22 protein-coding genes are annotated in these 23,518 nt (G+C 46.2%); 8 read left to right on the top strand and 14 right to left on the bottom strand.

All coding sequences use genetic code 11. The features are described 5' to 3' along the window. The first annotated feature begins 5 nt into the window (after window positions 1–5). Window positions 6–1,286, top strand: a complete 1,281-nt coding sequence (locus tag D3H65_RS28750; RefSeq protein WP_119053603.1) for a serine hydroxymethyltransferase — start codon at window positions 6–8, stop codon at window positions 1,284–1,286. Window positions 1,287–1,468: 182 nt separating this feature from the next. Then, window positions 1,469–1,654 (top strand): PLD nuclease N-terminal domain-containing protein, encoded by a 186-nt coding sequence (locus D3H65_RS28745; protein WP_119053602.1) that lies wholly within the window; start codon window positions 1,469–1,471, stop codon window positions 1,652–1,654. Between the two features lie 51 nt (window positions 1,655–1,705). Here D3H65_RS28745 and D3H65_RS28740 read toward each other — a convergent pair whose 3' ends face one another. Both D3H65_RS28740 and D3H65_RS28735 read right to left on the bottom strand, forming a co-directional pair. Beyond that, the gene (locus D3H65_RS28740; RefSeq protein WP_119053601.1) at window positions 1,706–2,416 is read right to left on the bottom strand and encodes a LytR/AlgR family response regulator transcription factor; all 711 of its coding nucleotides are present in this window, start codon (window positions 2,414–2,416) and stop codon (window positions 1,706–1,708) included. Further along, complete coding sequence (locus D3H65_RS28735; RefSeq protein ID WP_119053600.1) at window positions 2,385–3,446, bottom strand: sensor histidine kinase; 1,062 nt, start codon at window positions 3,444–3,446, stop codon at window positions 2,385–2,387. The genes D3H65_RS28740 and D3H65_RS28735 overlap by 32 nt, the downstream gene beginning before the upstream one ends. 244 nt (window positions 3,447–3,690) lie before the next feature. Here D3H65_RS28735 and D3H65_RS28730 point away from each other — a divergent pair, with 244 nt between their 5' ends. Together D3H65_RS28730 and D3H65_RS28725 are read left to right on the top strand one after the other, a co-directional pair. Then, complete coding sequence (locus D3H65_RS28730; RefSeq protein ID WP_119053599.1) at window positions 3,691–4,224, top strand: hypothetical protein; 534 nt, start codon at window positions 3,691–3,693, stop codon at window positions 4,222–4,224. 122 nt (window positions 4,225–4,346) lie between these two features. After that, window positions 4,347–4,772: a DUF4293 domain-containing protein gene (locus D3H65_RS28725; protein WP_119053598.1), complete on the top strand. Its 426-nt coding sequence runs from the start codon at window positions 4,347–4,349 to the stop codon at window positions 4,770–4,772. Here D3H65_RS28725 and D3H65_RS28720 read toward each other — a convergent pair whose 3' ends face one another. Together D3H65_RS28720 and uvrA are read right to left on the bottom strand one after the other, a co-directional pair. Further along, window positions 4,773–5,336, bottom strand: a complete 564-nt coding sequence (locus tag D3H65_RS28720; RefSeq protein ID WP_162915864.1) for a hypothetical protein — start codon at window positions 5,334–5,336, stop codon at window positions 4,773–4,775. It lies immediately after the preceding gene. Between the two features lie 157 nt (window positions 5,337–5,493). Next, a complete protein-coding gene (gene uvrA / locus D3H65_RS28715; protein WP_119053596.1) occupies window positions 5,494–8,295 on the bottom strand; it encodes an excinuclease ABC subunit UvrA in 2,802 nt (933 codons plus the stop codon). Window positions 8,296–8,634: 339 nt separating this feature from the next. Here uvrA and D3H65_RS28710 point away from each other — a divergent pair, with 339 nt between their 5' ends. Then, window positions 8,635–9,216 (top strand): RNA polymerase sigma factor, encoded by a 582-nt coding sequence (locus D3H65_RS28710; protein ID WP_119053595.1) that lies wholly within the window; start codon window positions 8,635–8,637, stop codon window positions 9,214–9,216. A 314-nt stretch (window positions 9,217–9,530) separates the two neighbouring features. Here D3H65_RS28710 and D3H65_RS28705 read toward each other — a convergent pair whose 3' ends face one another. From D3H65_RS28705 to D3H65_RS28685, 5 genes are all read right to left on the bottom strand, one after another. After that, the gene (locus tag D3H65_RS28705; RefSeq protein ID WP_119053594.1) at window positions 9,531–11,537 is read right to left on the bottom strand and encodes a protein-disulfide reductase DsbD family protein; all 2,007 of its coding nucleotides are present in this window, start codon (window positions 11,535–11,537) and stop codon (window positions 9,531–9,533) included. Between the two features lie 81 nt (window positions 11,538–11,618). Further along, window positions 11,619–12,074: a protein-disulfide reductase DsbD domain-containing protein gene (locus D3H65_RS28700; protein ID WP_119053593.1), complete on the bottom strand. Its 456-nt coding sequence runs from the start codon at window positions 12,072–12,074 to the stop codon at window positions 11,619–11,621. A 63-nt stretch (window positions 12,075–12,137) separates the two neighbouring features. Continuing rightward, a complete protein-coding gene (gene purQ, locus D3H65_RS28695; RefSeq protein ID WP_119053592.1) occupies window positions 12,138–12,848 on the bottom strand; it encodes a phosphoribosylformylglycinamidine synthase subunit PurQ in 711 nt (236 codons plus the stop codon). Window positions 12,849–12,998: 150 nt separating this feature from the next. Beyond that, the gene (locus tag D3H65_RS28690; protein ID WP_162915863.1) at window positions 12,999–13,904 is read right to left on the bottom strand and encodes a DUF6427 family protein; all 906 of its coding nucleotides are present in this window, start codon (window positions 13,902–13,904) and stop codon (window positions 12,999–13,001) included. Window positions 13,905–14,002: 98 nt separating this feature from the next. After that, window positions 14,003–15,541: a hypothetical protein gene (locus D3H65_RS28685; protein WP_162915862.1), complete on the bottom strand. Its 1,539-nt coding sequence runs from the start codon at window positions 15,539–15,541 to the stop codon at window positions 14,003–14,005. A gap of 399 nt (window positions 15,542–15,940) precedes the next feature. On the opposite strand from D3H65_RS28685, the gene D3H65_RS28680 reads away from it, so the two are divergent. The 3 genes from D3H65_RS28680 (at window position 15,941) to D3H65_RS28670 (ending at window position 19,632) form a co-directional block, all read left to right on the top strand. Further along, the gene (locus D3H65_RS28680) at window positions 15,941–17,929 is read left to right on the top strand and encodes a KUP/HAK/KT family potassium transporter (RefSeq protein WP_119053589.1); all 1,989 of its coding nucleotides are present in this window, start codon (window positions 15,941–15,943) and stop codon (window positions 17,927–17,929) included. An 82-nt stretch (window positions 17,930–18,011) separates the two neighbouring features. After that, window positions 18,012–18,800 carry an alpha/beta hydrolase gene (locus tag D3H65_RS28675; protein ID WP_119053588.1) on the top strand — a complete coding sequence of 263 codons (789 nt, stop codon included), beginning with the start codon at window positions 18,012–18,014 and terminating at the stop codon, window positions 18,798–18,800. A 25-nt stretch (window positions 18,801–18,825) separates the two neighbouring features. Beyond that, window positions 18,826–19,632, top strand: coding sequence for an alpha/beta hydrolase (locus D3H65_RS28670; protein WP_162915861.1), 807 nt, complete (start codon window positions 18,826–18,828; stop codon window positions 19,630–19,632). A 112-nt stretch (window positions 19,633–19,744) separates the two neighbouring features. On the opposite strand, the gene D3H65_RS28665 is transcribed toward D3H65_RS28670, so the two are convergent. The 5 genes from D3H65_RS28665 to D3H65_RS28645 all read right to left on the bottom strand — a co-directional run bounded on the left by D3H65_RS28665 (window position 19,745) and on the right by D3H65_RS28645 (window position 23,433). Continuing rightward, window positions 19,745–20,680 carry a hydrogen peroxide-inducible genes activator gene (locus D3H65_RS28665; protein WP_119053586.1) on the bottom strand — a complete coding sequence of 312 codons (936 nt, stop codon included), beginning with the start codon at window positions 20,678–20,680 and terminating at the stop codon, window positions 19,745–19,747. 51 nt (window positions 20,681–20,731) lie between these two features. Then, window positions 20,732–21,640 (bottom strand): S66 peptidase family protein, encoded by a 909-nt coding sequence (locus D3H65_RS28660; protein ID WP_119053585.1) that lies wholly within the window; start codon window positions 21,638–21,640, stop codon window positions 20,732–20,734. A gap of 31 nt (window positions 21,641–21,671) precedes the next feature. Next, window positions 21,672–22,112 (bottom strand): PIN domain-containing protein, encoded by a 441-nt coding sequence (locus tag D3H65_RS28655; protein WP_119053584.1) that lies wholly within the window; start codon window positions 22,110–22,112, stop codon window positions 21,672–21,674. A gap of 6 nt (window positions 22,113–22,118) precedes the next feature. Beyond that, on the bottom strand, window positions 22,119–22,334 hold the full coding sequence (locus D3H65_RS28650) for a hypothetical protein (protein ID WP_119053583.1): 216 nt from the start codon (window positions 22,332–22,334) through the stop codon (window positions 22,119–22,121). A gap of 70 nt (window positions 22,335–22,404) precedes the next feature. After that, window positions 22,405–23,433, bottom strand: a complete 1,029-nt coding sequence (locus tag D3H65_RS28645) for a S66 peptidase family protein (protein ID WP_119053582.1) — start codon at window positions 23,431–23,433, stop codon at window positions 22,405–22,407. Window positions 23,434–23,518: the final 85 nt, after the last annotated feature.

Here is a 23,518-nt window from a genome sequence, read left to right as displayed (position 1 = left end):
GCGCCATGCAAAAAGATACCTTAGTTTTTGACCTCATCAACCAGGAACTTGAACGTCAACGCAATGGCATTGAACTCATAGCCTCCGAAAACTTTACTTCTTTACAGGTAATGCAGGCCATGGGCACAGTACCCACCAACAAATACGCGGAAGGATATCCCGGCAAACGTTATTATGGTGGTTGCGAGATCGTTGACCAAATAGAACAGCTGGCTATTGACCGGCTGAAAAAGATATTCAATGCAAGCTGGGCCAACGTACAGCCCCATAGCGGTGCTCAAGCCAATACAGCTGTATTTGTAGCCTGCCTGAAACCAGGCGATAAGATACTGGGTCTCGATCTGAGCATGGGTGGTCACCTCACCCACGGCAGCCCCGCCAATTTCAGCGGTAAAAACTACGTGGCCCTTCACTATGGTGTAAAAAAAGATACCGGCCTGGTAGATTATGACCAGCTGGAATCTATCGCCCGCAAGGAAAAGCCTAAAATGATCATTTGTGGCGCTTCTGCCTATAGCCGCGATTGGGATTATGCCCGTATCCGTGCCGTAGCCGATGAGATCGGAGCCTTGGTATTGGCTGATATTGCCCACCCCGCAGGCCTGATAGCCAAAGGGTTGCTCAATGATCCATTTGATCATTGCCATATTGTAACTTCTACTACCCATAAAACATTGCGCGGTCCCCGCGGCGGTATTATCATGGTACGCCATGATTTTGAGAATCCTTTCGGCATTAAAGACCCCAAAGGAAATACCCGCACCATCACGTCCCTGCTCGACCTGGCCGTATTTCCCGGTATACAGGGCGGTCCGCTGGAACACGTGATTGCAGCCAAGGCGGTTTCCTTCGGTGAGATCTTAACAGATGACTTCCTGGCTTATGGCAAACAAATACTGACCAATGCACAGGCAATGGCCAAATCATTTGTGAACCGCGGTTATGACCTCATTAGCCAGGGAACAGATAACCACCTGATGCTGATTGACCTGCGCAATAAGAACCTGACTGGTAAGAAAGCTCAGGAAACACTGGACAAAGCCCATATCACCCTCAATAAGAATGCGGTTCCTTTTGATGACAAGAGCCCATTTGTAACCAGCGGTATCCGTGTAGGTGTACCTGCCATCACTACCCGCGGTATGAAAGAATCGGATATGGAAACGGTAGTGGGTCTGATAGACAAGGTGTTGATGAATGCAGATGATGAGAACATCATCAGGTCGGTGAAAGGAGATGTACAGGCATTTATGAAGAAATTCCCTTTATATCCTGAATTAGGATAAGGCGAGCCGCCCTGCCGCCCTGCACTGCGTCCCTGCAGGGCGACCCACCTTAAAATATTAGTTGTGTGAAAAAGACCGGGCGAAGGAGCATTGTACAATGTTCTTTCGCCCGGTTTTTTTTGACTATATTACTATTGTAATAAAAGCTTTGTGATCCCGACTAATTTATAAAACTTACAACCATGTTCTTTTCGTTTGGATTACTCGGATTATTGTGTATCGTTTTATGGATCTGGGCATTGGTGGATATCGTTCAAAGCCGCTTTGCGGATGATTCTACCAAGATCATCTGGTGCCTCCTGGTTATTTTGCTTCCTTTTATTGGCACCCTCCTGTACTATGTTATAGGCAGACAACAAAGGCTGTAATAGCCAGTGGGCTTTTCCGCTGCCCGATTGATTCCAACTTCAACTTCCTTTTCACGCCCCCACTACTTTCAGAAAGCCTTGTTTATAGCTTCTGCCCAGTGGTAGTTCATATCCCTCAATATTGATCAGGTCATTATTGTAACCTGATATCCTGTCAATGGCAATGATGTAGGATTTGTGTATACGCAGGAACTTATTCTCCGGCAGCTTTTCTTCCATATAGCTCAGCCGTTGATAAGTGATAAGCGGCTTATCGGTGGTGATGATCTTCACATAGTCCTTGATGCTTTCAATGTATACAATATCCTTCAGGAATACTTTTCTCACCTGCTTGTTTTCCTTAAAGTACATATAGGCTTTTTCAAAGGCATCTGTTGCCTGCTCCGGCGTTTCTGTTTGCCGGAGCAAAGCATATTGGTTGTATTTGGCGATGGCTTTTAAGAAGCGCTCGAAAGAAACAGGCTTTACGATATAATCCAGCACATCGAGGTCAAATCCATCTGCAGCAAACTCACGATAGGCAGTGATCACAATGATCCTGGGCCGGTCGTGCAGGGACCTGATCAGATCGAGCCCGGTCATTTTGGGCATTTGGATATCGAGCAATAACAGGTCTACTTTCGTCTTTTGCAGAAAGCCAAATGCTTCAATGGCATTACTGCACCGGCCCACTATTTCGAGGTCTCCCACCCTTTCGATATAAGTGGTCATCAGGTCTACGGCTGGTGGCTCATCGTCCACCAACAGGCACTTGATCTTCATGTGCAGTCATTTTTATTTTGAGTACTGCCAAAAAGGTTTGGCCTTCATCGATGCATTTAAACTCATGCCGTCCATCGTATAGTATGTCTAGCCTTTTCTTTACGTTTTCCAGGCCGATACCATTGCGGGTACCATTGTGTTTACCGTTGGACGACTTACTATTCTCGGCCTTAATGATGAGCCAATCATCTTTGACCAGTACATCCAATCGTATCCAGCAGGTATCGATCTCATTGCTAACGCCGTGTTTAAAACAGTTTTCTACCAGGGGCAGCAGCAGGAAAGGTGATATACCAAGATGCCTTGTATCGTTGAGGATATTCACTGCAATATCCAGCCGCTCTCCATAGCGTATCTTCTCCAGTTCAATATAATTATTGATGTATTCAATTTCCTGTTCGAGGGGGATGATGGTCTTACGGCTATCGTACAAAGAATAACTCAACAGGGAAGAAAGCCGGTAGATCAGGTCTGAGGTCTTGGGACTGTTTTGGGTAGAGAGGGAATAAATATTATTGAGGGTATTAAAAATAAAGTGAGGCTGCACCTGCGATTTGAGCAATTCCAGCTGTGCTTCTACCTTATCTTTTTGCAAAGCTTGCGTGATCCTTTGCTGTTCATACCAGGCCGATAAAAAATAGAACATCGCATTAAGCGCTACGATCAGATAGATACCTACGATCTCAAAGATGATTTTCGGAGCAAACAGGAAAGGCTGCATTTTCATCCATTCCGGTGTATATATCTGATAAATGATAAAGTAATTGATGGCCCTGCGCCCTATGCCAAATACCAGCATACTGACGATCAGACCCACCCAAAACTTCACTTTCTCCCCTTTAAAATAATACTGTTTGATCAGTACATAAATAGTGAAAAGGGTTGCTGCCAATATCAGTGGCGTATATAGGGCCGCTGCCAGGAGATGCGATTCATACTGACTATCATAGGCAGCATTGGCCAGCCATTCGTACAGGAAGTAGCAGGTCCAGAAGATACAATTATTCCGTAATATCTTATTATTCAGCATATAGCGCTTTACTTTATTAAAGTTACCAAATAGTCAAGGAGCCCTTTCTTTTTATTCGACAAACGCCGTACATCGAAAACCAGGACAGTAGCCTGTTTAATATGGGCTCAGGCAGTTATACATCTAAAACTTGCCGCAAGCACTGGCAGGATGTTGTTATTTTATCTAGTAATTAATTTAACACAGGCATTTGTGCAACATAAGGAGACCATGTGCGTCATAATTACAATAATAATGTATAGCCATGAAACACAACACCCTCACCGGCACGCTGCTGCCGGTCATTCTTATCTTGCTGCAGGCTTGTGCCTCCGGTAAGGTAAGCAGCAGCACCAATCAGGCAAGTCCACCGGCCAGTTTGCCGGATGGCATTCCGGCTGCTACAGGCAGTATGGTTTACCGTAATGACATCCATATCAGAGCGGTGAGACATTTTAAACTCACTTTCCCGCAGGCTCAGAATGAACAATGGTACGTGATCCAGCATGGATTCATGGCCAAGTACAAGGATGGTGACACCAATTTGCGCCTTGACTATGACATGCATGGCAGGTGGCTTTACACCATCCGTTACATTACTGAAAAAAAGCTACCTCGCGAAGTGAGATCGCTCGTCCGGAGCACCTGGTACGACTACCCGATATCCAGTGCAGAGGAAATACAGGTAGGTAACCAGTTTATTTACATCGTGCATATCCACGAAGGGGATGACTGGAAACTGATCCGGGTAGCAGACGGAGAGATGAGTGAGATCATACCGCCTGGCAAGGCGGGCTAAACCATGGCTCTTATCAGTTAGGAGTATAAAATGGAAAAAAGTGGCAGGAGTAGTTACCTGCCACTTGTCTTTTGTAGGGACCAATCAGATTACTTATTTTTGAGATAATAATATTTATCCAAATGATCCAGCGTATACAATCTGTTTGGTTATTACTGGCTGCAGCCGCCACTTTCCTTTCCCTGAAGTTTTCTTTTTATACCGGTAATATTATTAAGGATGGGCAGCCCAAAGCCATTTCCTCGGTGGTGGGTACAAGTGGTATATTGCTGACCATCTCCGTGGTGGCAACGGGATTGCTGGCCCTGGTAGCTATCTTCCTGTACAAGGACCGTAAATTTCAAATGAGGCTCAGCCTGCTGGGCTTGTTCCTTTCCTGCCTCAGCCTGGTGCTGTTCTATTTACAGGTAAAGAAGTTTGTGCCCGGAGAAGGCAATTATGATCTCACAGCTATTGTGGCTATTGTGGCTCCTATACTGTTTATCCTTGCATTACGGGGCATGTACCGCGATCAGAAGCTGGTAAAAAGCCTTGACCGCCTGCGGTAATCATTTTCCCAATTCCAGTTCATAAGCTATAAAAGTACGCTTGTCTCTCACAGTAGTAATCACTTTGAGACGGATCTCCTGTGTGCCATTGCTATAGAGGGAATGTTTGGCCTCATCGAAATCAAACTCATTTGTCTTTTGGTAATTATTGGCCAACAGGTAGGAAGATATATCGCGAAACTCATTCTTATCATAAGTACGGTAGGTGATCATCCTGCTTTTCAATTCACCTACAGCAGCATCCATAAAGGAAAATGAACGGACGGTGGTAGGGCCATCCTCCAGCTTGGTGAGCATGGAATACAGGAACAGGGAACTGGTGGAATCCACATCTTTCTGCATCAACAGGTAACCTTTCTTCTTCAGCGTAGTATCGATCTGCTTGCCGGTCCACTCCAGCATTGCTATCAGCTCTGGTACCCCCACCCTGGGCAACATGGCTTTTTCACTGGCGGTGGTGGCTACCGGGTCCGCAGCCTTCCGCTTACCGATAGGAACCCTTATCTGGGCAAAACCCGTTTCCCCCAGTCCTACAACCACCAACAATAACAGCACGTAACGCATAGCCTGTATACTTTCCTGCAAAGAAAGGTGATGAAATGTTAATGCAGACCGAAAGTCGAAGGCAAGTCAGGAAGTCGGAAAGACCGGAAGTCCGAAAGAAAGGCCCTACAAGCTGTTTTACTTACGGACTTTACTGACCTACGGACTTTCCGACTCTCTATAAGAACCGGCCTGTATAGCTCTCTTTTACCTTCTTTAAGCCCGATGGGATACCTGCATATACCAGATTGCCTCCCCCATCGCCAGCCTCGGGGCCCAGGTCGATGATCCAGTCTGCACTTTTGATCACATCCATATTGTGCTCGATCACCAGGATCGAATGTCCCTGCTCTATGAGGGCATTAAAAGAAGCCAGCAGCTTTTTGATATCGTGAAAATGTAAGCCCGTAGTAGGTTCGTCAAAAATAAACAGGATATGCCCCTGGGCCTTGCCTTTCCCCAGGAAAGAGGCCAGCTTCACCCGTTGCGCTTCCCCGCCCGACAAGGTATCGGAGGATTGGCCCAGTTTTACATAACCCAGTCCCACATCACTCAAGGGTTTTATTTTCTGGATAATATCCTTTTCTGCTTTGAAAAACTCCAGGGATTCATCCACACTCATTTCCAGCACATCATAAATGCTTTTGCCATTGTAGTTCACCTCCAGCACTTCTTCTTTGAATTTCTTGCCACCACATACTTCACAGGTCAGGTGTACATCGGCCAGGAATTGCATCTCTACCACTTGTTCACCTTCCCCTTTACAGGTATCACAACGGCCTCCATCCACATTGAACGAGAAATGCTTGGGCTGAAACCCACGCATTTTGCTCAGCGGTTGTTTGGCATAGAGGTCCCTGATCTCGTCATACGCTTTGATATAGGTAACGGGGTTACTGCGCGATGATTTGCCAATGGGATTCTGGTCTACCATCTCGATCTGGGACAGGTAGTCTACATCACCGGTGATCGCTTTGTGCAAGCCCACTTTATCAGCAAACTCACCTTTAATCTTTTGCAGGCCGGGATACAGTATTTGTTTTACCAGGGTGGTCTTACCACTGCCGCTCACACCACTTACCACACAGAGCGTGTTCAGCGGAAACTCCACCGTGAGGTCCTGCAGGTTATTCTGCCGGGCGCCTTCTACCTTGATGGAACGGTTCCAGTTGCGCAGCTTTTTAGGCACTTCGATCTGTAAAGCCCCACTCAGGTATTGACCGGTAAGGCTCTTAGGGTTACTGATCAACTCGTCGTAATTGCCACTCGCTACCACTTCGCCGCCCAGGTGCGAGGCCAGTGGTCCCATATCGATAATATGATCGGCTTCCCGCATCATCATGTCATCATGCTCTACCACCACCACCGTGTTGCCCAGGTCACGTAACTCTTTCAACACACGGATCAATCGTTCTGTATCCCTCGAATGCAGGCCAATGGAAGGTTCATCCAGGATGTACAGGGAATCGGTGAGGTTGCTACCCAGTGACCGGGTAAGCTGTATACGCTGGCTCTCGCCGCCGCTCAATGAATTGGCCAGGCGGTTCATGGTCAAATAACCAAGGCCCACATCCATCAGGGTCTTTAAACGGTGATGGATCTCTATCAATACCCTTTTAGCTACCTGTTGATCATATTCACTCAGCTTCAGTTGATCAAACCATTTCACCAGGTCTTTGGTCGGCATTTCGCAGAGCTCTCCGATATGTTTGCCGCCTACCTGTACATACAGCGCTTCCTTGCGCAGGCGATAGCCTTTACAGTCCGGGCATTCCGTGCGGCCGCGGTAGCGCGACAAGAGCACACGGTACTGTACCTTATATAGGTTTTGTTCTACCTCTTTGAAGAAGTCATTGATGCCCAACACACCATGGCTGCCTTCCCACAGCGTTTTATACTGTGCCTTGGTGAGATCGATGATCGGTTTGTGTATCGGGAAATCTATCTTTTTAGCGCCCTTGATAAATTGTTCTTTCCACCAGCCCAGCTTCTCGCCTTTCCAGGGAGCTACGCCTCCTTCATATACACTCAGGCGCTTATCGGGAATAACGAGGTCGCTATCGATACCCAGCACCTGGCTAAAGCCTTCGCAGGTAGGACAAGCTCCAAAAGGATTGTTAAAAGAAAACAAATTGGGGACGGGCTCTTCAAACTGGATACCATCCAGTTCGAATTTATTGGAGAAGGATAATTTCTGCGTGCCATTCACTTCCAGTTGAAGCGCACCTTCGCCTTCATAAAAGGCGGTGCCTACTGAATCCGCTATGCGGTGCTGATCATCTTCATCAAAATCCTTCACCACCAGGCGGTCTATTAATACATAGGTGTCTTTGGCAGCTTTCCATTTGGCATCTTCCAGCAGGTCTTCAATGCGCAGCACGGTGCCATCATAGAGACGGGAGAAGCCTTTTTGCATCAGGATATTCAGCTCTTCCTGTGCATTGCGGTGTGTATGTTGCCTGAAGGGTATCAGGATCAACACCTTGTCGCCTATAGTCAGTTTGGACATGGCTTCCACCACATCTTTTACATCATCTTTCCTGACCTCGCGTCCCGAAACAGGTGAGATGGTTTTACCCGCCCGTGCATAGAGCAGGCGCAGGTAATCATACACTTCTGTCATGCTGCCCACGGTAGAACGGGGCGTGCGGGTGATCACTTTTTGCTCGATGGCAATGGCGGGGCATAAGCCTTTAATAAAGTCCACATCCGGTTTCACCATACGGGCCATGAACTGGCGGGCATAGGCACTGAGGCTTTCTGCATACCGGCGCTGGCCTTCGGCAAACAGGGTATCGATGGTAAGAGAAGATTTTCCGGACCCGGAAACCCCGGTTACCACAATTAATTTATTGCGTGGAATTTCTACAGAAACATTCTTCAGGTTGTGCACCCGGGCTCCTTTGATAAAAATATTATCCAAAGGTTTTACTGGCCGGATGCTCTTGACGGTACTGTTTTTTTTCGCTGTATCAGGCATAAGAAGGATCACAAAATTATTGCAATGCGGGATAACAATTTCAGATAACTTTTAACAGTTATATCATTTGATAATAATATATAGTTTTTCTAATAAAAGCAGTTGATTATTGTCAATAGGTATAACTATTTACCACTGAGTGAGTAAAAAGTTTAAAAGTTCTCTTAAAGTTTTGTTTTTTGAAAAAAGTCTATATCTTTAGTTGGTAATTTGTACAATAAATTAGAAAACTAAAATTTTACTGCCTATTGATGTTGTCACTTCTACACAGAAAAGCCGTTCAAAAATAAAATCCATTTCAATTTAAATATCCTATCACCTTCAAAACCGTAGAAGTTTATGAATTTACTACGCAAAAAGACCGACCATGAACTCATCCAGGATTTCCAGGATGGAGACCTTTATGCGCTTGAGACCCTAGTCCTTCGTCATAAGGACAAGATGTACACTTCAATCTTATTCCTGGTAAAAGACAAATATCTGGCCGAAGATATTTTCCAGGATGTTCTCATCAAGATCATCGACACAATTCGTGGAGGCCGTTACACAGAGGAAGGTAAATTTTTACCCTGGGCAATGCGTATTGCTCACAACCTGTGCGTAGATCATTTCCGCAAAGTGAAGCGTACCCCATCGATCCGTACGAGCGATGACCGCGACATTTTTGAGGTAATCAACTTCACTGAAGAAGGTGCCGACATGAAAATGATGAAGAAACAAAGTCATGACCGTGTTCGCCAAATGCTGGATCTTTTACCCGAAGACCAACGCGAAGTAATTATTCTCCGTCATTACGCAGACCTGAGCTTTAAAGAGATCGCATCACTTACCAATTGCAGCATCAATACTGCACTGGGAAGAATGCGCTACGGGCTTATCAATCTGCGCAAAATGATGATGCAGAAAAAGATTGCCTTATAATATTAATCCTCGTCTCTCTTGACAAAAGTTTAACGGTGACCGTAAAAATGGGAACGGATAACTACTTAGCTTTGAGAACCAAAATAGAGACTGGAAAGATATTGTCATTCTGGCCCTCCCTCCGACCTATTGGATAATGACATTGCTTGCCAGCCGGAAGGCTGGAACAGAATGACGCCTAATTGAAATCCCCGCTGGTAGAAGAGCGGGGATTTTCTTTTGTATAGACTGCCCACACTTTGCTATCTACCGTTATGATAAAACAAAAGGACCCTTCCGGGTCCTTCGAATTAACAAATATCTTTCAACTGTTTTTACTTCTTACTTACCTTCTTATATGCTTCCAAACCCGCCCTCAGCCAGTCTGCATATTCCTTCTCATTGGGTGTATAACCCACCGGCCTTGTGAGCAATTGCTCATCGGGCGAAATGGCCACATACAATGGTTGGGACACGCTGGTAAAGTTTACACTCTGTAAAGTGGCAAAATAATCGCCCACCGTTTTGATCTCTTTCTTAGAACTATCCGGAAAAGTGTGAACGAACCTTTCATCAGTGGGCAATTTCGCCCGGTCATCCACATATAAAGACACCAATACATAGTTGTTTTCTATCAATTCCTTGATCTCCGGTACCGGCCACACGTTTTCTTCCATCTTCCGGCAGTTCACACAAGCCCATCCTGTAAAGTCGAGCAACAGCGGTTTGTTTTGCGCTTTGGCCAACTTCAGTCCTTTCTGGTAATCATTGATCACCTGAGCCTCTACTCCTTTAAAAGCATTCTTGCCATAAATGCTGTAAGTAAGCGGGGGTGGAAAACCACTGATCAGCGCACGGTTGGCATATTTTGTGGTGGTCAATCCTGGTATCAGGTAAAGTGTGAACACTGCTACAATACCTCCCAACGCAAGACGGATCCTGGTGAGCTTTGGCTTCCCCTCATGTTTGAACTTCAGGATACCAAACAGGTACAGGGTGAGCAAAATGCCAATGATGATCCAGATGGCAAAGAAGGTTTCTCTTTTCAGGATGCCCCAATGCTCTACCAGGTCGGCATTGGACAGGAACTTTACTGCCAGGGCAAGTTCCAGGAAGCCCAACACTATTTTTACAGACGTAAGCCAGCCGCCGGAGCGTGGCAATGACTTCAACAAACTGGGGAATAAAGCAAATACAGTAAAAGGCAATGCCAGGGCCAATCCAAAACCCGCCATACCCATGGTGAGTTGCACAGCACCGCCATCGCTCGACAAAGAACCCGCCAGCAAGGAACCCAATATAGGTCCCGTACAGGAGAAAGATACAAGTGCCAGCGTGAGCGCCATAAAGAAAATGCCCACCAAACCTCCTGTGCCTGCCTTTGAATCTGTTTTATTGGCTAATCCACCGGGTACGCCAATTTCAAACAGGCCAAAGAACGACAAGGCAAATACCACAAATACCACAAAGAAGAATAAGTTCAACCAGATATTGGTAGAGATGGTATTTAGTATCTCCGGGTTATTGGCATCCAGGAAGTGAAAAGGAATACTCAGGATCACATAGATCAGCAAAATAAATACGCCATACATCACGGCATTAAAGATGCCTTTTGAACGCGTAGGTGATTGCTTGGTGAAGAAGGATACAGTGAGGGGGATCATCGGAAATACGCAGGGCGTAAGCAGACCGATCAAACCACCGAGGAAACCCAGGATAAAGATACCCATCAGGCTCTTGGAACGGTCGTCTTCAATACCTGTACCTCCTACCGTACTTACCGGATTGTTGAGGTCAATAGCTGTTCTTTTCAATTTCTGGGATGCTTCAGCAGACGCGAGAATACCTCCGGCCTGTGTACTGATATTACCGGCTGCATCTATCACAAAGAGGAAGGGCGCTTCTATGGGGCTGGGGATCTCCTCCCCTTTCATGATCGAGTAAGTTACAGTACCCCGTAATTTTTCAAACCCTTCCTTAACGGTAACATGGGCTACTATTTCAGTTTCCTGCTCAAAGAACTTTATATCCAGACCGTCTAATATCGGCTCTTTCAGCTGTTGCAGCTTACCATTTTCCGTAATGGATTGCACGGTCACATTGGCCGCTGTGGCACTGTCAAATACGATCCTGGTATTGAGCTCATCATCCTTGGCGGTAGTAGAAAAAAGCCGCCAGCCGGGGCTTACGGCTGCTTTATAGGTCAACACATATTCATGGGGCGCTTTTTTAACAGCGCTGAATTGCCATTGTACATGTGTAGCTGATGTTGAATCCTGGGAAAAGGCTATAGTAGAAGAAAACAAAAGCAAGAGGAGCAGGGAGTAAATATATCTTGTCATGTCTATCGCTGTAAAAACAAACGAGTTCCCTCAGCAGGAACCCGTTTGTCTTGATCAATTATTTTAGATTGTCATATACGATTATCCGCCGATGTTAACAGAGAAATCAACCTCTACCGGGGGAAGGCATTTTTCATCATTACAAACCATGAACTCCACCTTACCGGCCAGGTTGGTCTTTGCAGTTCCCCGCACTTTAACCACCTGCACAAAACTCACATTCTTTTCATAATAGTTTACCACACCATCCCACACCTCTTCTTTCTTCTTGATCACCTTACCTACTTCTTTGGGTTTGCCATCGAGGGTAAGTAAAGGATTCTTTGTAAAAGTAAAAGTGGTAGGCACAGGACCATCTACTCCTACATTCTGAGAATATAAATGCCAGTCACCCGTAATATTGGCGGTAACATATACCTCGTACGTCTTATCTGCGATCTTTTTAGCACTGAAAGTCCAATTAACCGGTTTCTCCTGCGCCCATGCGCCGGCAAACCCAATAACAGCCAAAGTGAGTAGTAAGTATTTCTTCATCATGAGCGTTTCTTATTAGAACACAAAATACGGAAGAATGTACTAAAGCAATCTGCTAATTATTATTTAAAAATTGGCTACAGCAGCTGCTGCACGGGCTGTACTTGTCTTGGAATGGATTAATAATGAATTCATTATGATACGGCCATCGATATTACCCAATGCATCACTGGTGGCACGCTCGGGGTGGGGCATCATACCAAAAACATTACGGTTCGCATTACAAATGCCCGCAATATTCCTGATAGCGCCATTGGGATTGGAGGAAGGCGTAACAGCTCCCGTTTCATCACAATATTTATAGATCACCTGACCTTTGGCTTCCAGTTCGTCCAACACAGCTGCTTCCGCATAATAGCGGCCTTCACCATGGGCGATGGGGATTTTCAGCGCTTTTTCGGGCGATCCTACTCCTTTGATATAGATATTCTTGCTGATAAACTGTTGATTGGCATTCCTTAACAAGGCGCCGGGCAATAAATGAGCCTCACAAAGCACCTGGAAACCATTACATACCCCCAGTACTTTGCCCCCTTTATTGGCAAAATCGATCACCCCCTGCATCACAGGGCTGAAACGGGCAATGGCGCCACAACGCAGGTAATCTCCATAGGAGAAGCCACCGGGCAACACAATACAATCTTCGGTAGAGAACATGCTGAGGTCATTATCCTTGTGCCACAACATTACAACTTCCTGATTCAGATCATTTTGCAGTGCATCCTGCATATCGCGGTCACAATTCGAGCCGGGGAAAACTACTACTCCAAACTTCATTATTGGTATAAATTTGAGGAATAGCAAAGATAGGAAAGTTTGGGGTTTCGGGTTTGAGGTTTCGTGTTGCTGCCGCCCTGCGAAGCCCCAAAGTAACAGTAGCCTGCCGCCAGCAAAGAACCCGAAACACAAAACCCAAAACTTCGAACGCTACATTTGCGTCCAATAGCCAATATACATGGCCCAGCCAAAAATGATCCAATGCATGACCAGCGGAAATATCCGGCCGGAGGGATAAAAATAAGCCGCGGCATGAAAGGCAGTCAGGGGCACTGCACACAACAACCAGTTTACATAATTATTGCCGCCATTGGCCACAATGATGAGCATCGACACGATCAGGAATACCAGCAGCAGGCTCCAGCTTTTGCGCACCTGGATCAACATCTTGGTCAGGTTGTTCTGTACAAAGAAACCACCGATGATAAAAGGTAATATCAACAAGGTAATGCTCACCAGTACCGTCATGGAGGAAGGCATGGCCGGCAGGTTGAAAGAGATATTCGGCTGTAGCTTTTTCCATGACCATTGATTAGAGAGGTAAAGCACGATGGCCAGGAAATAATAAGGCGTGGTAATACCCAATATACCGATCAGCCATTCCCTTACCCGCAGTGGACGCATGATAAAGAGGCTCATCAGCAGGAAGATGGAAAACACAATGGCCGGCTGGTACATCAGCGTAACAATACCCATGATCAATCCCACATTAAAAATAGCGGCCCCTGGCTTGTTGGAATTGTATAGAACGCTCACCCGGTAGAATATCCAGATCAACAGTGAATTGATCAGTAGCGGCGCGGAAAAATGGTTCCACTCTACAAACAGGGAGGTGATCAACAGATAAGCCATGCCCGCCAGGTAGTTGGGCCTGGCCATCATTTTCTGCTCATTACATACCCGGTTAAACATAATGGCCTGGCTGTACAACAGGAAAAAGGCGATCAGGGAATAAATAATAGGCGGCAAATGCAAGGGTGACAGGAAATCCAGCAGCCATATATAAAGGAAATGATCATCTGGCTGCCTCAATGGTGGCATAGGATGCAGCAGCATCCCAAATTTGAGTATCAGTCCGTAAATCAGCAACACTAAAATGTTGCCAGAGTTTTTCTGTTTAAAAAGGCCTGTCACTGGATATGGATAAGAAGGGTTTAGAAATCAACTTTGGCAAACGTAAGATAATTACGGTACTGGCATGGGATAATGATAGAACGTGCACTGATCTGTTTGCCATAACGGGGCATAAACTCTACTGCCCTGTCGAGCCCTTTCAAGGTTGGCCTCCGGGTGATCTGCCCTTCTGGTCCAATGCTCTGGTCATTCAACAGCAAGGTGCGGCGCTCATACAAATTGAACAGGAAATGCAATTCACCGCCTGTATTCATCACCTGGTGCGAAACCAGCCCCTCACTCTCATCATCAAACTGGCTTTTGGGGATCACATTGTTCCATTCCATATTGCCGTCCTTATCAAACGAAAGGATCATAATATTTTCTGCATGGTACCGGGTAGCCTGCGAATTGCCCCACCGGTTCCAGGGCGATCCCCAGGAATTGTAATACGGTGAATAATAGTAATCCATCGGCGAAGCCCATGGATTATTCCCGTACATATAGTCCCAGCGATTAAAGGTACCTCCACGGGATGTGGTATACATCGACTCGGCCACCATGATGTACCCGCCATCCTTCTTAACGATCATGTTCTTGATGAAATAATCATTAAAAGCCAGGCGCAGGTTGGCATCAGGCCCCTTTGCCAGCCTCCTCAGATCATCCGAAAAAGCCATCATCGATTCTCTCAACATCGCATCCGACGCTTTATCCCAGATCACTGTATAAAGACCTTCCACATTGCCCCGTTTCTGCTTATAATACAATGCCGTAAATAGATAACGCCGGTTTGTATTATCTATTTTGATCTTTACCTCATCCAACACTCTTTCTCCTGTTTTTAGGTCCGTAATGCTGAATTTATCTTCCTCCGCCTTTTTCCGGATCAGCCGTACATCCGAGATATTGTCACTTCCGTTTTTCCGGATAAACTTACCAAATACCATATCCCCGTCATTATCTACCAGGAAATCGGTAAAATAATCATTGCGCTCTTCCATGGCCAGGCTCATGCGGTGCTTTTGGAGCAACTTCAGGTCATTATTGAATAAAAGGGTGGTAAACAGGAAGTTGTTGGGATTTCGGCTATTGATCTTGAATACCATGATCTTCTGCTTGTCGTCGCTGAAAACAGTGGTATAGATCTTATTGCTGGCCGACCAGCCAATGCGGGTGGTATCGAGCTCAATGGGGTCCGTCAGCATTTTCGCCTGCTGGTTGAGCTTTACTCCCATACAATAAACAATTCCCTTACGCTGGAACTGGTAGATCATCCACACATGGTCCGGATAGGGTACAAAGTCCACATTGATCCAGCGGTCATCCATATAATCCAGCTTCACCCGTTCTACCAGCTTCATATCGTTGTCATATACACTGATAGCATTATCAGACCGGTTATTCTTAAATACCAGTATGTTGGCGCCTACCCTGCCAATGATCTCAAAATTGGTGCGACGGCTATCGTCCCGTTCCGATTCTGAATAGGAAATTTTCTGAGCTGAAGATACCAGCGGAAGCCATACTAAGACCAGGACAACGGCCAGCAACCTGCCTACAATTGGATATTTCATCATGGTGCTGCAATGCATTAATACATTCTTACATGCCAAATTAAGCATTGTAAAACGCTCACCCAAACTTTCCATACAATTTTAAATATTTGGTTTTCGAGATAACTGTTAGTGAATGAAAGCTTTTGGATACCCCACAGCCTGCCCTAGCGATACCGTTGGCACCACCCCTGTACCAAGACGGGATTACGGCCCCAAAAGCTGTCAGCCTTCCACCACCGGGAATTGATCTTTAACAAAAGATGTGCAGATTGGGTTTATTGCATAGAACCACACAATAAAACATTCCCCCAATTAGTTTTTTTACGTATACCTTTGTTCTTGTTCTGCCGGGTTCCTGTAACCCGGCATTGTAATTGATGATATTGTTAAACCCTTTGAAACGGGATAAGCTACTCAGACGTGGGCAAATTAGATAAAGTAACCGCCGCAACCTTACTCATTGCGTTAGGAATCATCTACGGAGATATCGGTACCTCCCCTCTCTATGTATTGAATGCCATCACCGGCGACAGGGTAATTGACGAAAAACTAATACTGGGTTCATTATCCTGTATTATCTGGACCCTTACCTTGCAGACGACCATTAAATACGTCATTCTGACCCTAAAAGCCGACAACCGGGGAGAAGGAGGTATTTTCTCGCTATACGCACTGGTACGCCGGCAAAAGAAATGGCTGGTGCTCCCCGCCATGATCGGCGGTGCAGCCCTCCTGGCCGACGGGATGATCACCCCGCCTATTTCTGTTACCTCTTCCATTGAGGGCTTACGTAATATCGACGCCCTCGGCATCATTCCGGATTCCACCATTGTTTATATAGTATTGGGCATCATTACAGCCCTTTTCTTCCTGCAGCAATTTGGTACCGCTTCCATTGGTAAGATGTTTGGCCCCATTATGTTCTGCTGGTTTCTTATGCTGGCTATACTGGGAGTTTCGCATTTGTTCGATGACATGCATATTTTCCGGGCATTCAGTCCGCACTATGCCATTGAATTACTAACCACCTACGATGATGGCAGAGGCTTCTGGATACTGGGTGCAGTATTCCTTTGTACTACCGGGGCCGAAGCATTGTATTCCGACCTCGGCCACTGTGGAAGGGCCAATATCCGGTATTCCTGGATATTTGTTAAGACCTGCCTTATCTTAAATTACCTGGGTCAGGGGGCGTACCTATTGTCCACTTATGGAGGCAAGAAGATTACCCGCGAGTTCATCAGCGAAGGTTTCAACCCGTTCTATGCCATCATGCCCCAGTGGTTCCTGATCCCCGGGATTATTATAGCTACTGCTGCCGCCATCATTGCCAGCCAGGCCCTGATCAGCGGTTCCTTCACCCTGATCAGTGAGGCCATGCGGCTCAACCTATGGCCCAAAATGCGCATTAACTATCCTACAGAAGAGAAAGGACAATTATACGTACCCGGTATCAACACTATTTTATTCCTGGGTTGCTGTGGCATTGTGCTCTATTTCAAGAAATCATCTGCCATGGAAGCCGCTTACGGGCTGGCTATCACCATGTGCATGATCGCTACAACCATCCTGTTTGCCAATTTCCTTGTTTCTCGGCGTGCTAGGCCCCTGCTGATCTATTTATTCCTCATCGTATACCTCAGCATAGAATTGTCTTTCCTGTTTGCCAACCTCGACAAGTTTCCGCATGGAGGCTTTGTAACATTGATCGTGGGTGGTGGATTGTTTGCCGTCATGTACATCTGGTTCCGCAGCCGCAAGATCAAGAACCGCTACGTGGAATTTGTACGCCTGGAACATTATATCCCCCAGATACAGGAATTGAGCAACGACAAAACCGTTCCCAAATACGCTACCCACCTGGTATACCTTACCAGCGCCAATAACCCCAAGGAAATTGAGCATAAGATCATTTATTCCATCCTCAACAAAAAGCCCAAACGGGCCGATATCTACTGGTTTGTACACGTAGATACCCTGGATGATCCCTATACCTGCGAATACAAGGTAGACCATATCATTCCCAACGATATTATCCGCGTGGAATTCAGGCTCGGTTTCCGCATGGAACCCCGCATCAACCTCATGTTCCGTAAAGTAGTGGCCGACCTGGTGGCCAACAAGGAAGTGAACATCACCAGCCGGTATGAAAGCCTGGAAAGGAACAATGTGGTAGGCGACTTCCAGTTTGTAGTGATGGAAAAATTCCTGAGTCAGGATAATGAGTTGCCCATCTTCGAGCGCTTCATCATGAAACTGCATTTCTGGATCAAAGAATGGAGCCTTTCTGAAGAACGCGGTTTTGGATTGGATGTATCGAACGTAACGATCGAAAAGTTCCCGCTTATTGTGGCCCCTATTGAGAATCCCGGCCTCAAAAGGATATACGATCCCGAGGAGCTGTTGTAGCAGGTGGGCTTTCAAATACATTACGGGAAGTTTATTGTAACTTGGGATACAGCCAACATCAGTAACCAAAGCTTGACCCATATTGCCTGTCTTCATCTGGTATATACTCATTGGTATTGCTATCCTCACCATAGCTGCCTGGATATTCCAGGACCGGTTTATCTTTAAACCGGAACGATTACCAGCCGATTTCAAGTTCAAATATGATGTCCCCTTCCATGAACTCTTTTTCGATGTAGCGCCTGGCGTACGCATCAACGGATTGCATTTCTTTCGCAAGGAACCCAAGGGACTCATCCTCTATTTCCATGGCAATAGCCGCAGCATCAAAGGCTGGGCCAAATATGCCCGCGATTTTTACCGCTATGATTATGATGTGGTGATGGTGGACTACCGTGGTTTTGGTAAAAGCACCGGCAAACGCAGCGAAAAGGAAATGCTCACCGATATGCAGTTTGTGTACGAAACCCTGCTGCAGGAATACCCCGAGCACCACATTATTGTTTATGGACGCAGCATCGGCAGTGGCTTTGCCTGCAAAATAGCCGCCGACAACAAACCCCGCTACCTCATACTTGATTCGCCGTATTACAACTTCCGCAAAGTGGTCACCCGTTTCCTGCCCATCCTACCCGTGCGGTACGTATTGCGCTATCACCTCCGCACCGACAAATGGATACGCTACGTAAACTGCCATACCTATATTATCCATGGCACCAAGGACTGGCTCATCCCTATCCGGCACAGCGAGAGCCTCCAGGCAATCAACCCTTCCAAGATCACCCTCATCCGCATTCATGGCGGAATGCATAATAACTTACCTTCGTTTCCCGAGTACCACAATTTTATCCGTGATATTCTGCAATATTGAGTATCAAAAGCTTTTACATTTTCGCATGAAGAAGAAGAAAATATACCGATGGGCAAGTATTCTCATTATGATCTATTGCATCATCGGCATCGGTATTTATTACGGACAGGATAAGGTCATGTTTCACCCCGTGCCACTGAAGCCCGACTACAACTACAACTTCCACATGCCCTATAAGGAGGTGAATATTCCCTATGCTACCGGTGTGAACATGAATGTGATACAGTTCACCACCACCGATTCTGTACCACGGGGTGTGGTATTGTATTTTCATGGCAATAAGCAGAATATAGGCCATTATGCTACCTACGCACCCAGCTTTACAAAACAGGGATATGAAGTATGGATGATCGATTATCCGGGTTATGGTAAAAGTACCGGCTCTTTCACCGAGCAACACCTGTATGATTGGGCGCTTACCTTTTACAAGCTGGCCCGCGCCCGTTTCAAACCCGATAGCATTATTTTATATGGTAAGTCGATGGGAACAGGCATCGCCACGCAACTGGCCTCCATCCGCGACTGCAAACGCCTGATACTGGAATGCCCTTATTACAGCTTCCCTTCCATTGCAGGTTCTTATTTCCCCATCTATCCCGTGGAAAGAATGATACGCCTCAAGATACCTACCTGGCAATACATGCAGCAGGTAACAGCGCCTGTCACCATTTTCCATGGCACGGATGATGGCGTTATCCGGTTCAGCAATGCCGAAAAACTACAACCCTTTCTCAAACCCATCGATCAATTCATTACTCTTGAAGGCGGTAGTCACAACAATCTTAGTGAGTATCCAATGTATCAGCAAAAACTGGATTCCTTATTGAAATAGGAAAAGAATGTAGAATTCAGAATCCAGGATCCAGAATGAACAGCCAATAGAGGCCATACCTCAAGACGACTCTTGTATTCTTCTGAATTCTGTATTCTGGCTTCTATATTCTCTAGATCGGCACCACATTCGAGCTCTTGTTCTTCCGTACCTTCTCCGGTACCGCGGCGGTGATCTCTTCCTTGAGTACTTCGATCAGCCGTTTCTTCACAAAATCGCGGTGCACTACAATGCTCACTTCCCGCATGGGAGCAGGTTTTTGAAAATGGCGGATCAGTTGTAAGCGTTTGCTGTCCATATCAAGCGTGGTAAGCTCGGGCAGGATCGTAATGCCATCATTTAGTTCTACCATCCGGCGCAATGCTTCGATACTCCCCGCTTCATATTCAAAATGACTGCTCATTTCACTGGATTTGCGTAGCTCGCACAGGTTCACGATCTGCGAGCGGAAGCAATGCCCCTCTTCCATCAGCCACAATTTTTCGGGGTCAATATCCTGCGCCAGTACATAGGTCTTTTTATAGGCTACATTCTTTCGTGCTACATAGGCCAGCAGCTCCTCATAAAAAAGCACATGTTCTTTAATGCCTTTTTCCTGCAGGGGTGTTACCACAATGCCCACATCAATACGTCCTTCCCGCAGGCGGGTAATGATATATTCTGTCAGCATTTCCTGTACGATCAGCTTTACATGCGGATATTTCCTGGCGAAGCTTTGCACAAAGAGCGGCAGCAGGTAAGGCGCCAGGGTAGGAATAATACCTATCCGCAACTCGCCCGTGAGCACCCCTTTTTTATTCTGAACGATCTCCTGGATCACATTTTTTTCTGCCAGTATCTTGCGCGCCTGGTCAATGATCTCCATGCCTGCTTCTGTAGGCACCACCGGCTGCTTGCTGCGGTCAAATATCTTAACACCCAGCTCTTCCTCCAGCTTCTGTATCTGCATGCTCAAGGTAGGCTGCGTCACAAAACAACGACTGGCAGCCATGGCAAAGTGCCGGCATACATCCACCGCTACCACATACTCCAACTGAACAAAGGTCATAATATAGAGGTTATGTATGAATGAATATTATTGGAATGCTGAAGGTATAACCTACTCTTCCAGCACCACTTTTCCCTTCCCTACTTTCAATTTATACCCTACGCCTACCTTCAGTGCGTAGTTTTCTTTTTCATGACTCACCGGGAAATTAAAACAGACCGGGTAATCGTATCCTTTTACCACTTCGTGAATGATCTCATAGACCGTTTTACCAAAGGGCCGTTCTGTATCCTTATTATCGGTAAAGCCGCCAATGATGAGGCCGGCCAGCTTATCCAGTTTGCCCCCTCTTTTCAATTGGTACAACATCCGGTCTATATTGTACAGGTACTCTCCCACATCTTCCAGGAATAAGATCCTGCCCTTGGTTTTGATATCCGAAGGCGTACCGATACCATGTGCAATTAATGAAAGATTGCCACCTACCAACTCTCCGATGGCCTCTCCTTTATGGTTGAAGTCATGAGCCTCACAACTATACCGGGCAGTCTTCCCTTCCAGCGCCTTCCTGAGAGATTGCACATATTCATTGTTAAACCCCTCGTCGTTGAAAGCAGCAGCCATGGGTGCATGCAGTGAAGCGATCTTATAATTGCTATAAAGGTGCGCATGCAATACCGTAATATCACTGAAGCCAATGATCCATTTGGGGTTCTTTTTAAAAGCTTTGAAGTCTACCCGGTCAATGATCCTTCCCATGCCATAGCCCCCACGTCCGCAGAGGATGGCTTTCACCGTATCATCATCCAGCATCGACTGGAGATCACCCAGGCGTTCATCGTCTGTACCGGAGAAATAAGTGGCCGAATCGCTGCCCAGCGTGGCGCCCACCTTCACCTGGTAGCCCCATTGCTGCAAGGTTTCAATACAGGTTTGTGCTTTGGCCGCAGCCATATAACCCGCGGGGCAGGTGATGCCGATCGTGTCGCCGGGCTCAAGATATCCTGGAACTTTTACCATTATACTTATAGTTTTAACACACACCGAACAGCTAAGACATTCCTGTCAATATAGCCTTAAACTCCGCGGTATTTATAACACGATTAAATCCTTTACGCCTTAAACCCCTGTAGAGTTTCAAGTCTCCTGTCCAAAACAACGCATCAAGTTCTAATGAAAAGGACACATACAATGCATCGTTTGGATCAATAGAAGATGTCAAAGCTACAGCTTGTAAAAGAGTTTCATTACTCAACATTTCGGTGGAAAAAACAAGCAATCTAAATGTGATCTTGCTAAGCATCTCAGTGAAGAAGGAAGAAGATACTCCTCTTTCATGGCAAATGCGGGAACGATGTCTTTTTATTTCCTCCAGCGCATAGTCAGGGATGACTAATTCAGCTTTTGTATTTAGCAGCAATAAGCTGGCAATCTCGCTTTCAGGCTTTATAATGGCACTGATGATAATATTTGCGTCAACTATAACTGTCACAGGATATTAAATTCCTCTTTCTTTTTTCAGTCTTTGCCAGGCAGCCGCAGTAACCTCATCACTCAGTTTGTTAATCGTAGCCTGGGAAACTTTTTTCTTTTTCCCCTCGTTGCCCTTTTCAAGGAACTCTATATAATTCTTAATGGACTCCAATCCCGTCTTACCGATGCTTCCCGAAAAGGAAACCGTGATCTTATCTCTTGTTTTTTTCTCGATTATCATAGCACCTTCTTTATGCTATTAAAATTATACAATTTCCTGCAAATCAAATAACATCAACCATTCCGTGCCCTTATACCTCGGTAAGGGCTATCTTTTCGAGACTCACCTCCAACCTATGCACCACCCCGCACTTCAGCGCATAATTGTTCTTCTGGTGCCCTACCGGGAAATCAAAACATACCGGGTAGTCAAAGTTCCTGACCTTCTCCATCACGATATCCTGTAGCGTACGGCCAAATTCATCGCCGGGATCATCGGGCTTCACTTTAAAACCACCAACGATCAGTCCTTTCAACTCCTGCAACTTGCCCGTACGCAGCAGGTTCCAGAACATGCGGTCAATGCTATAGAGGTATTCCCCCGTATCTTCCACAAACAACAACTTGCCGGCTGTCTGGATATCCGACTTACTGCCGGCCAGGGTTTCGATGGTTTTCAGGTTGCCACCTACCAATACCCCGGTTGCTGTACCTGCCCGGTTAAAGGCAGAAGGGACCGTAGTATATTTCATCGTTTCGCCCATCAGCGCCTGTTTAATGGAAAGAATCGTCTCCACCTGTATCGGCTCCGCCTTACTCCAATCGTCCGGGAAACTATTCGTCATTTTCGAATGAATGGAAGCCATGCCATAATTGCGGTTCAGGTGCCCGTGCAATACCGTGATGTCACTAAAACCAATGATCCATTTGGGCTTTGACACCAGTTTGGAGAAATCGAGCCTGTCCACGATGCGCACAAAACCATAGCCTCCCCGGGCACACATAATGGCCTGTACCCCGGTATCGTCCATCATTTGCTGGAAATCTGCCGCCCGGTCTGCATCCGTGCCGCCAAAGGTGAAATCACGTTTACCTACCGTATCCCCCACTTTAATATTGAAGCCCCAGCTTTTCATTTGCTGGATAGCCGGTTCAATATCCTTCAGCATAATATACCCTGCCGGACAGGTAATGCCGATCGTATCGCCCGGCTTCAGGTAGGGAGGAATGACAGGTTTTTTGGATATACTTTCAGGAAAACGATCCGAAGCCATGCCGGGCAGGGAAGGCAATAAGGTACCCGTGGCCAGCATGGAAGAAAGAAAATGTTTACGATTCATGGAGATTATTTTAGACCTGTTTTCCCAAAATGGCAATATCAGCCAGCGAAGGCCGTTTTTAGAGCCGGTACAGGCAGGAAAGCCA

Source organism: Paraflavitalea soli (assembly GCF_003555545.1).
Classification (GTDB): domain Bacteria; phylum Bacteroidota; class Bacteroidia; order Chitinophagales; family Chitinophagaceae; genus Paraflavitalea; species Paraflavitalea soli.
This window is presented reverse-complemented; position numbering and strand designations above follow the sequence as displayed.